Consider the following 10,103-nt stretch of genomic DNA (forward strand, 5'->3'; position numbering starts at 1 on the left):
TACTCATTTGTTATTAATGCAGCCTTTTCTTTTATACATGGGGCTTAGAACTAGTTTTTAACTTATTAACATCCCCTATATACTACTGCTACTAATTATTATTTATTTATATTATATAAATTTATACATTTTTCAACACTTACACATAAAGGAGATTTTACAATGAAACTTATTTGCAAAAAAAATGATTTACTTTCAGGAGTTAACATTACTATGAAAGCCGTATCCTCAAAAACTACTATGTCTATATTAGAATGTTTTCTTATTGACGCTACTGAGGGAAAAATTAAAATGACTGCTAATGATATGGAACTTGGCATTGAAACGGTTGTCCAAGGTGAAATTATTGAACCGGGTAGTGTAGCTATAGAAGCTAAATTATTTTCAGAAATTATAAGAAAACTTCCTGATAATGATGTAGTTATTGATGTTGATAATGAATATAAAGCAAACATTACATGTGAAAATGCCAAATTTAACATTATAGGTAGAGATGGAGATGATTTTTCTTATTTACCTGAAATAAAAAAGGAAAAAAGTATTAGTATTTCACAGTTTTCATTAAAAGAAGTTATAAGACAGACAATATTCTCAATTGATGACAAAAATAATAATAAACTTATGACAGGAGAACTTTTTGAAATATCAGGTAATAATTTAAAAGTTGTTGCATTGGATGGTCATAGAATAGCTATAAGAAATATTGAATTAAATGCTGAATATGAAGATATTAAAGTTGTTGTTCCTGGAAAAACTTTAAATGAAATAAGCAAAATTTTAAATGGTGGAGTTGATGATATTGTTAATATTTATTTCACAACAAACCATATATTATTTGAATTTGATAATACACTTGTTGTTTCAAGATTAATTGAAGGCGAATATTTTAAGATAAATCAGATGCTTTCAAGTGATTATGAAACTAAGGTTGTAATTAATAAAAGAGAAATGCTTGATTGTATTGATAGAGCAACACTTCTTATTAAAGAAGGCGATAAGAAACCTATTATTATTACAATTAAGGATGGAGTAATGGAATTTAAGATTAATTCTTTCATTGGTTCTATGGATGAAGAAATTTACATTCAAAAAGAAGGAAAAGATATGATGATTGGTTTTAATCCAAGATTCTTAATAGATACATTAAAGGTTATAGATGAAGAACAGATAAATATATATTATGTAAACCCTAAATCACCATGTTTTATAAGAGATGATGAAGGAAAATATATTTACTTAATTCTTCCTGTTAACTTTTCAGTAGCAAATAATTAGTTTAGGAATAGAAAAAAATGGAAAAAATAAAAATAAAAGATGATTATATTAAGTTAGGTCAGGCATTAAAATTAGCAGGACTTGTTAGTTCAGGTATTGATGCAAAGTTTGTTGTTCAGGATGGACAAGTAAAGGTAAATGGAGAAGTTGATACCAGAAGAGGAAAGAAACTTGTACCTGGAGATACTTTTGAATTTGATGGTACAATTGTAGAAGTAGAATAATGGTTATTGAAAAATTAAATCTTTGTAATTATAGAAACTATGAAACATTAGATTTAAACGTTGATTCTAAAACTAATATTTTATATGGTGACAACGCACAGGGAAAAACAAATATTCTTGAAGCTATATATATATGTAGCACAACGAAATCTCACAGAGGTGGGAAAGATAAAGAAGTTATAAAATTTGGATGTGATGATGCACATATAAAAATATATATTAACAAAAAGAATAAAGAATATCGAATTGATATTCATTTGAAAAAAAATAAGTCTAAAGGAATTGCTATAAATGGAATTCCTTTAAAAAAAGCAAGTGAATTATTTGGGATATTTAATGTTGTATTCTTTTCACCGGAGGATTTAAATATTATTAAAAATGGTCCATCCGAGAGAAGAAGGTTTATAGATTTGGAGTTATGTCAACTAGATAAATTATATGTTTATAATTTGCTAAATTACAATAAGATATTAAATCAAAGAAATAAACTATTAAAGGATTTATATTTTAAGCCTGATTTAGAGGAAACTTTGGACGTATGGGATTTACAACTTGCTAAATATGGAAGTGAAGTTATTAAACGTCGAAGTGAATTTGTAAAAAAAATAAACGAAATAATAAATCCAATTCACAAAAAAATTACAGATAACAAAGAAAATATAATAGTTAAATATGATAAAAACTGCGATGAATTAGAGTTATATAATCAACTTGTTTTAACAAGAGAAAAAGATAAAAAGTATAAGACTACAAATGTTGGACCACATAGGGATGACTTAAGTTTTTATTATGATGATATGAATGTAAGAATTTACGGAAGTCAGGGACAACAAAGAACTGCAGCTTTATCTTTAAAACTGGCTGAAATTGAAATAGTAAAAAGCATAATACATGATACACCGGTATTGTTGTTAGACGATGTATTATCGGAATTAGATTCAAAAAGGCAGAATGAGTTATTAAATAGTTTAGAAAACGTACAGACAATTATAACTTGTACGGGTTTAGATGAATTTATAGAAAACAGATTTAAAATTAACAAAATATTTAACGTAAAAGAAGGAAAAGTTTTTGAAAAAACTATTTAACTGAAAGGAGTTACTAATGGGTAACAATACAAATGTAGAAAATGAATATGGTGCAGACCAAATACAGATTCTTGAAGGACTTGAAGCGGTACGTAAAAGACCTGGTATGTATATTGGAACAACATCAACAAGAGGTCTTCATCATTTAGTTTATGAAATAGTTGATAATGCTGTTGATGAAGCTTTAGCAGGTTATTGTAGTGAAATTGATGTACAGATTAACAAAGATAATTCTATTACAGTAAAGGATAATGGACGAGGAATTCCTGTTGGAATTAATGAAAAAACAGGTTTGCCTGCAGTACAGGTTGTATTTACAGTACTTCATGCCGGAGGAAAATTCGGTGGTGGAGGATACAAAGTATCCGGTGGATTACATGGTGTAGGTGCATCTGTAGTTAACGCCTTATCACAGTGGTTAGAAGTTAAAGTATGTAGAGAAGGAAAAATCCATTATCAGAAATATGAATATGGACATGTTGTAAGTGAATTAAAAGTTATAGGTGAATGTGATTCTGATTTTACAGGAACAGAAGTTACATTCTTACCGGATAATACAATTTTTGAAGATACTGTTTATCAGTTTAAGGTGTTAGAGGAAAGATTAAGAGAGACAGCTTTCCTTACTAAGAATTTAAAAATTATTTTAAGAGATGTAAGAGAAGAAGAACCAAAAGAAGAAATATTCCATTATGAAGGTGGTATAAAAGAATTTGTAAGTTATCTTAATGAAGGAAAGACTGCTTTATATGATGACATTTTATATTGTGAAGGAACAGTAAATAATGTTTATGTTGAAGTTGCTCTTCAGCACAACGATGGATATAACGAAAATACAATAAGTTTTGTTAATAACATTAACACTCCTGAAGGTGGAACACAGGTTGAAGGCTTTAAAAGAGCACTTACAAAAACTTTTAATAGTTATGCAAGAACTAAAAAAGTATTAAAAGATAATGAAGAAAATCTTTCAGGTGAAGATATAAGAGAAGGTCTTACTGCTATAATTAGTGTTAAGATTGAGGATCCACAGTTTGAAGGACAGACAAAACAAAAATTAGGAAATAGTGAAGCACGTGCTGCTGTGGAAAATGTTATGAGTGAACAGTTAACATATTTCCTTGAACAGAATCCAAATGTAGGAAAGATTATATGCGAAAAGGCTGTTTTAGCACAAAGAGCAAGATTTGCAGCAAGAAATGCAAGAGAAGCTACAAGAAGAAAAACAGCTTTAGATGTAGCTGCTTTACCGGGAAAATTAGCTGATTGTTCAGATAAAGATCCAAAGAAATGTGAAATTTTCATAGTCGAAGGAGATTCCGCCGGTGGTTCAGCTAAAAAAGCAAGAACAAGAGCAACACAGGCTATTCTTCCTTTAAGAGGAAAGATTTTAAATGTAGAAAAAGCCAGAATAGATAAAATTATGGCAAATGCAGAAATAAGAGCAATGATAACAGCGTTTGGAACAGGAATTCAGGATGATTTTGATATATCAAAATTGAGATATGACAAAATTATTATCATGACTGATGCCGATGTTGACGGAGCTCATATTGATACACTCATGCTTACATTTTTCTATAGATTTATGCCTGAGTTAATAAAAGATGGACATGTATATTTAGCAATGCCACCACTTTATCAGGTAACAAGAAACAAAAAAAATTATTATGCCTATAATGATGATGAGTTAAATAAAATACTTACAGAAATAGGTCGTGATAATCAGAATAAAATTCAGCGTTATAAAGGTCTTGGTGAAATGGATGCGAGCCAGTTATGGGAAACAACAATGGATCCTAACACAAGAATATTGAAACAGGTTAAAATTGACGATGAAACAATAACTGAAATAGATAAGACATTTACAACTCTTATGGGTGATGAAGTAGAACCAAGAAGAGAGTTCATAGAAGCAAATGCAAAATTTGTTCAGAACTTAGATGTATAGGAGGATGCTATAAATAATGGATGACAAGATATTTGACAGAATACATGAAGTAGATTTAAAAAGTACAATGGAGACCTCTTATATTGATTATGCCATGAGCGTAATTGCAGCAAGAGCATTACCGGATGTAAGAGATGGACTTAAGCCGGTACAAAGAAGAGTTCTTTATTCAATGGTTGAATTAAATAATGGACCTGATAAGCCACATAGAAAATGTGCCCGTATTGTTGGTGATACAATGGGTAAATTCCATCCACACGGCGATAGCTCAATTTATGGAGCTTTAGTAAACATGGCCCAGGAATGGAATACAAGATATCCATTAGTTGATGGACATGGAAACTTTGGCTCAGAAGATGGTGATGGCGCAGCTGCAATGCGTTATACAGAAGCACGTTTAAGCAAAATATCTACAGAAATGATAGCAGATATTAACAAAGACACAGTAGAATTTGTACCAAACTTTGATGAAACAGAAAAAGAACCTACAGTTTTACCATCAAGATATCCTAACTTATTAGTAAATGGTACAAGCGGTATTGCAGTAGGTATGGCTACAAATATACCACCACACAATCTTGGTGAATCGATTGATGCAATTGTAAAAATAATTGACAATCAGGTAGAAGAAAATAGAGCAACAGATTTGGATGAAATCATGGAAATTATAAAAGGACCTGATTTCCCAACTGGAGCAAATATACTTGGAACTAAAGGAATAAGTGAAGCATATCGTACAGGTAGAGGAAAAATAAAGGTAAGAGCAACTACAGAAATTGAGACTTTGGATAATGGAAAAAGCAGAATTATAGTTACTGAGCTTCCATATATGGTAAACAAAGCAAAATTAGTAGAAAAAATAGCTGAATTACATAAAGAAAAAAGAATAGAAGGAATTTCTGACTTAAGAGATGAATCAGACCAGGATGGTACAAGAGTAGTAATCGAAGTTAAGAGAGATGCTAATGCAAATGTAATATTAAATCAGTTATATAAACATACACAAATGCAGGATACATTTGGTGTTATCATGCTTGCTTTAGTAAATGGTGAACCAAAAGTCTTAAATTTATTAGAGGTATTAACATGCTACTTAGATCATCAGAAAGATGTAGTTACAAGAAGAACACGTTATGAACTTAATAAAGCTGAAGAAAGAGCTCACATAATTAAAGGTTTATTTATTGCATTAGATAATATTGATGAAGTAATTAAAATAATAAGAGCTTCAAGAAATACAGCAGAAGCAAAGAAAGCATTAATGGAAAGATTTACATTGTCTGAAGCACAGTCACAGGCAATTGTAGATATGAGACTTCGTCAGTTAACAGGTTTAGCAAGAGAAGATTTACAGGCTGAATATGATGATTTAATGGCAAAAATTGCTTTTTATAAAGGAATCCTTGAAGACGAAAATAAATTATTAGGAGCAATCAAGGATGAAATCTTAGTAATAAAAGAAAAATATGCTGATGAAAGAAGAACAACAATTGGAATAGACTTAGAAGATTTGTCAGATGAAGACTTAATTCCAAGACGTGATACTGTTGTAGCCATAACAAATTTAGGATACATCAAACGTATGACAACGGATAACTTCAAAGCACAAAACCGTGGCGGAAAAGGAATAAAGGGTATGAATACCATAGATAATGACTTTATAAAGAATTTATTTATGACAAATACTCATCATTATATTATGTTCTTTACAAATACAGGACGAGTATACAAATTAAAATGTTATGAAATTCCGGAAGCAAGTAGAACAGCAAGAGGAATGGCAATAATTAATTTACTACAGCTTCAGCCAGGTGAAAAAATAACAACAATGGTTCATTTTGATGATTTTGATGAAGATAGAAATCTCATTATGGCAACAAAGAAGGGAACAATTAAGAAGACACCGTTAAGTGCATATATGAATATAAGAAAAACAGGTATTCAGGCAATAACACTTAGAGATGATGATGAATTAATTGAAGTAAAAGTATCTGATTGTGAACAAAATGTATTAATGTTAACAAAGAAAGGTCAGGCAATAAAATTTGCTGAAAAGGATATAAGAGAAACAGGAAGATCTGCAATGGGTGTAAAAGGTATTACACTTAGAAATGGAGATGAAGTTGTAGCAATGCAGCTTGAAACACAGGGCGAATATATAACTTTCGTTTCAGCAAATGGATATGGTAAGAGAAACAGATTTACAGACTTTAAACTACAGAACCGTGGTGGAAAAGGTGTAAAATGTTATAACATTACTGATAAGACAGGAGAAGTAGTAGGCGTAAAAGCAGTTAATGATGGAAATGAAATTATGCTTATTACAAATCAGGGAATTATAATAAGAATAAAAGTTGATGACATTTCAGTACTTGGAAGAGTTACATCAGGTGTTAAATTAATGAACACAGGTGAACAAGAAGATATAATTGTTGCAAGTATAACAAAAGTAAAAGAAAGTGTTACTTTAGCAGATGAAGAAGCAAGAAGATTAGAAGAATTGCAGGAAGACAATGAAAGCGATGAAATAGAATCTGAAGGCATAGATGAAGAAACACAGGAATAATAAAGAACAGTGTGATTGACAGGTGAGAGAAACTAGGTTTTTCTCACCTGTATTAACAATAACTAAAAATACTAATACAAATTAACACAGTAAAGATTGACAAAACACATAAATTATTAATAAGTTTTAAAATAAACAGGGAGGTTATTAATAAATGAGAGAAATAGACGCTCAGTTACTGACAAAAAATATTAAGGAAATGTGTATAGAAGCAAATCATTACCTATCAGATGATATGAAAAAGGTATTTGACAATGCCCGTAATAATGAAAAATCACCATTAGGAAAACAAATATTAGAGCAGTTAGATGAAAATTTAAAAATAGCAAGAGAAGATATGATACCAATTTGTCAGGACACAGGGATGGCAGTCGTATTTGTTAAAATTGGACAAGATGTACATATAACAGGAGCAAATATAGAAGATGCAATAAATGAAGGCGTGCGTCAGGGCTATGTAGAAGGGTATCTAAGAAAATCAGTTGTTAATGACCCAATAATAAGAGAAAATACAAAAGATAATACACCGGCTGTAATTCATTATGAAATCGTTCCGGGAGAAAATATAACAATAACAGTTGCACCAAAAGGATTTGGAAGCGAAAATATGAGCAGAGTATTTATGCTTAAACCAGCTGATGGAATAGAAGGAGTAAAGAATGCAGTGTTAACTGCAGTAAGGGATGCAGGACCAAATGCATGCCCACCTATGGTAGTTGGTGTAGGTATAGGTGGTACATTCGAAAAATGTGCATATCTTGCAAAAAAGGCATTGGCAAGAGAAGCAGATAGTAGTTCAGATATAGAATATGTAAGCAAATTAGAAAATGAATTATTAGAAAAAATAAATAAAATGGGAATTGGACCTGGAGGTTTGGGAGGAACACAGACAGCATTAGCAGTAAATGTGGAGACATACCCAACCCATATAGCAGGATTACCTGTAGCTATAAATATATGTTGTCATGTAAACAGACACGTAACAAGAACAATCTAAAATTAAAAGACTAAATAAAAAGATAATTGTTCCACATCACGGTCTAGTTTATCTTTATTTACGCCATTGTAGCACGTATTTATTACTAAAATAAATTTATTGTATTAGGAGAAAAACATGGATAGAAAAATAACAGCCCCATTTGATAAAAAAATATCACAGGAATTAAAAGCAGGAGATTATGTTTATATTACAGGAACTATATATACAGCCAGAGATGCAGCACATAAAAGAATGGATGAAGCAATAAAAAAGGGAGAAAAACTTCCGTTTGATGTAGAAAATAATGTTATTTATTATATGGGACCATCCCCAGCAAGAGAAGGACGACCAATTGGATCAGCAGGACCAACTACAGCAAGCAGAATGGATAAATATGCACCAAAACTTTTAGACAAAGGTTTAATTGGAATGATTGGTAAAGGTAAACGAACAGAAGAAGTAAAAGAAGCAATTGTAAGAAATAAAGCAGTATATTTTGCAGCAATAGGTGGTGCAGGAGCTCTTTTATCAAAATGCATAAAGAAAAGTGAAGTTATAGCATATGATGATTTAGGCACAGAATCTATAAGAAAACTTGAAGTAGAAAATTTGCCGGTTATAGTTGTAATTGATTGTGAAGGAAATAATTTATATGAAATAGCAATAAAGGAGTATTGTAGTGAAGATAAATAGAATTGCATATATGGTTATGAGAAGATTTTATTATATACCTTCAATGATGCATGACATAGTATCAGCAGAAAATAGTAAAAAATACACATTTGAAGAAAGATATAATAAAGTAAGAAATGTAATCAAAAATGTAAATAAATTTGGTCATGTAAAAATAAGATGTACAGGAACTGAAAATATACCTAAAGAAAATGGCTATATATTATTTCCAAACCATCAAGGATTATTTGACTTCTTATTAATAGTAGAAACACATGACAATCCAGTGTCAGTTGTAATGAGAAGTAATTTAGAAAATGTAATATTGTTAAAACAGGTTAGAAAAGCATTAGATGGCAAATTAATTGACAGAGATGATGTAAGACAGGCAATTGGAATAATAAATGAGATGAAAGATGAGGTTTCTAAAGGTAAAAATTTTGTTATATTCCCAGAGGGAACAAGAAGTAAAGATGGAAACAATCCGGGACCGTTTAAAGGAGGAACTTTTAAAAGTGCAATGAAAGCAAAAGCTCCAATAGTACCTGTAGCATTAATAGATTCGTTTAAACCATTTGATACTCCTGGAACAAGTGAAGTATGTGTTCAAATTCATTACTTAAAGCCAATAAAATATGAAGAATACAAAGATATGAATACAACTCAGGTAGCTGATATGGTTAGAACAAGAATAATAGAAAAAATAAAGAAAGAAGAAAAAGTAAAATTCTAGAAAGTATTTGACAAATAAAAGATGCTATACTATAATAAATTTTGCACTGCTAAATTGTGCAAATTAAATAACTGATATGAATCAGGCAAGGAGAAGTACTCAAGTGGCTGAAGAGGTGCCCCTGCTAAGGGTATAGGCCGTTTACGCGGCGCGAGGGTTCAAATCCCTCCTTCTCCGTTAAAAAAGAATCTGCTAATGATTCTTTTTTTTTGCAAATTATTAATTGCTATAGTTAATAAAGTTTAATGCTAATCTATCTATATTATATATTTACCTATATTGAAATTAAATGTATTAACTATATTAACCTATGTTTAAATCAGTTATAAACATAATATAGATAAAATGGTAAATAGAGTAAAATAAATAAGATTTGTACATTGCGTATAATAACTTGGAAAATGTATATACCGAAATATACGTTCAAAATTTTATTTAGATTTATTAAAAAATGTGTTGACATTACTTAATAAAAGTGTTAATATAATTTTCGCCCGCTAAAAGGCGGGCAAATAAAAATAAAAAAATACTTGACAAGTGATGATTATTAATGATAGAATTAAGAAACTGTCACTTATGATAGTAATAAAACAAGAACATTGATAATTGAACAGC

At 30.3% G+C, this 10,103-nt stretch carries 8 protein-coding genes and 1 tRNA gene; all 9 read left to right on the plus strand.

The features are described 5' to 3' along the window. Positions 1–162: 162 nt before the first annotated feature. Positions 163–1,275 carry a DNA polymerase III subunit beta gene (gene dnaN / locus ABMA45_RS08530; protein WP_022089471.1) on the plus strand — a complete coding sequence of 371 codons (1,113 nt, stop codon included), beginning with the start codon at positions 163–165 and terminating at the stop codon, positions 1,273–1,275. A 17-nt stretch (positions 1,276–1,292) separates the two neighbouring features. Continuing rightward, the gene (locus ABMA45_RS08535) at positions 1,293–1,499 is read left to right on the plus strand and encodes an RNA-binding S4 domain-containing protein (protein WP_022089472.1); all 207 of its coding nucleotides are present in this window, start codon (positions 1,293–1,295) and stop codon (positions 1,497–1,499) included. After that, on the plus strand, positions 1,499–2,587 hold the full coding sequence (gene recF / locus ABMA45_RS08540; protein WP_022089473.1) for a DNA replication/repair protein RecF: 1,089 nt from the start codon (positions 1,499–1,501) through the stop codon (positions 2,585–2,587). The genes ABMA45_RS08535 and recF overlap by 1 nt, the downstream gene beginning before the upstream one ends. A gap of 16 nt (positions 2,588–2,603) precedes the next feature. Beyond that, complete coding sequence (gyrB, locus tag ABMA45_RS08545; protein ID WP_022089474.1) at positions 2,604–4,538, plus strand: DNA topoisomerase (ATP-hydrolyzing) subunit B; 1,935 nt, start codon at positions 2,604–2,606, stop codon at positions 4,536–4,538. Between the two features lie 16 nt (positions 4,539–4,554). Beyond that, entirely contained in the window at positions 4,555–7,104 is a 2,550-nt protein-coding gene (gyrA, locus tag ABMA45_RS08550) for a DNA gyrase subunit A (RefSeq protein ID WP_022089475.1), read from the plus strand. A 154-nt stretch (positions 7,105–7,258) separates the two neighbouring features. Further along, positions 7,259–8,101: a fumarate hydratase gene (locus tag ABMA45_RS08555; protein WP_022089476.1), complete on the plus strand. Its 843-nt coding sequence runs from the start codon at positions 7,259–7,261 to the stop codon at positions 8,099–8,101. 117 nt (positions 8,102–8,218) lie between these two features. Then, positions 8,219–8,776, plus strand: a complete 558-nt coding sequence (locus tag ABMA45_RS08560) for a Fe-S-containing hydro-lyase (protein WP_022089477.1) — start codon at positions 8,219–8,221, stop codon at positions 8,774–8,776. Beyond that, positions 8,763–9,488 (plus strand): lysophospholipid acyltransferase family protein, encoded by a 726-nt coding sequence (locus ABMA45_RS08565; RefSeq protein WP_022089478.1) that lies wholly within the window; start codon positions 8,763–8,765, stop codon positions 9,486–9,488. The genes ABMA45_RS08560 and ABMA45_RS08565 overlap by 14 nt, the downstream gene beginning before the upstream one ends. Before the next feature lie 89 nt (positions 9,489–9,577). Beyond that, a tRNA-Ser gene (locus ABMA45_RS08570) sits at positions 9,578–9,665 on the plus strand. The last annotated feature ends 438 nt before the right edge of the window (positions 9,666–10,103 follow it).

The organism is Eubacterium sp. CAG:156, assembly GCF_000434315.1.
Lineage (GTDB): Bacteria > Bacillota > Clostridia > Lachnospirales > Lachnospiraceae > Eubacterium_U > Eubacterium_U album.

Excerpts from the sequence above, each read along its gene's own strand:
- gyrA (WP_022089475.1), top strand. The coding sequence starts at position 4,555 with ATGGATGACAAGATATTTGACAGAATACATGAAGTAGATTTAAAAAGT.
- ABMA45_RS08560 (WP_022089477.1), top strand. The coding sequence starts at position 8,219 with ATGGATAGAAAAATAACAGCCCCATTTGATAAAAAAATATCACAGGAA.
- ABMA45_RS08555 (WP_022089476.1), top strand. The coding sequence starts at position 7,259 with ATGAGAGAAATAGACGCTCAGTTACTGACAAAAAATATTAAGGAAATG.
- gyrB (WP_022089474.1), top strand. The coding sequence starts at position 2,604 with ATGGGTAACAATACAAATGTAGAAAATGAATATGGTGCAGACCAAATA.
- recF (WP_022089473.1), top strand. The coding sequence starts at position 1,499 with ATGGTTATTGAAAAATTAAATCTTTGTAATTATAGAAACTATGAAACA.
- dnaN (WP_022089471.1), top strand. The coding sequence starts at position 163 with ATGAAACTTATTTGCAAAAAAAATGATTTACTTTCAGGAGTTAACATT.
- ABMA45_RS08535 (WP_022089472.1), top strand. The coding sequence starts at position 1,293 with ATGGAAAAAATAAAAATAAAAGATGATTATATTAAGTTAGGTCAGGCA.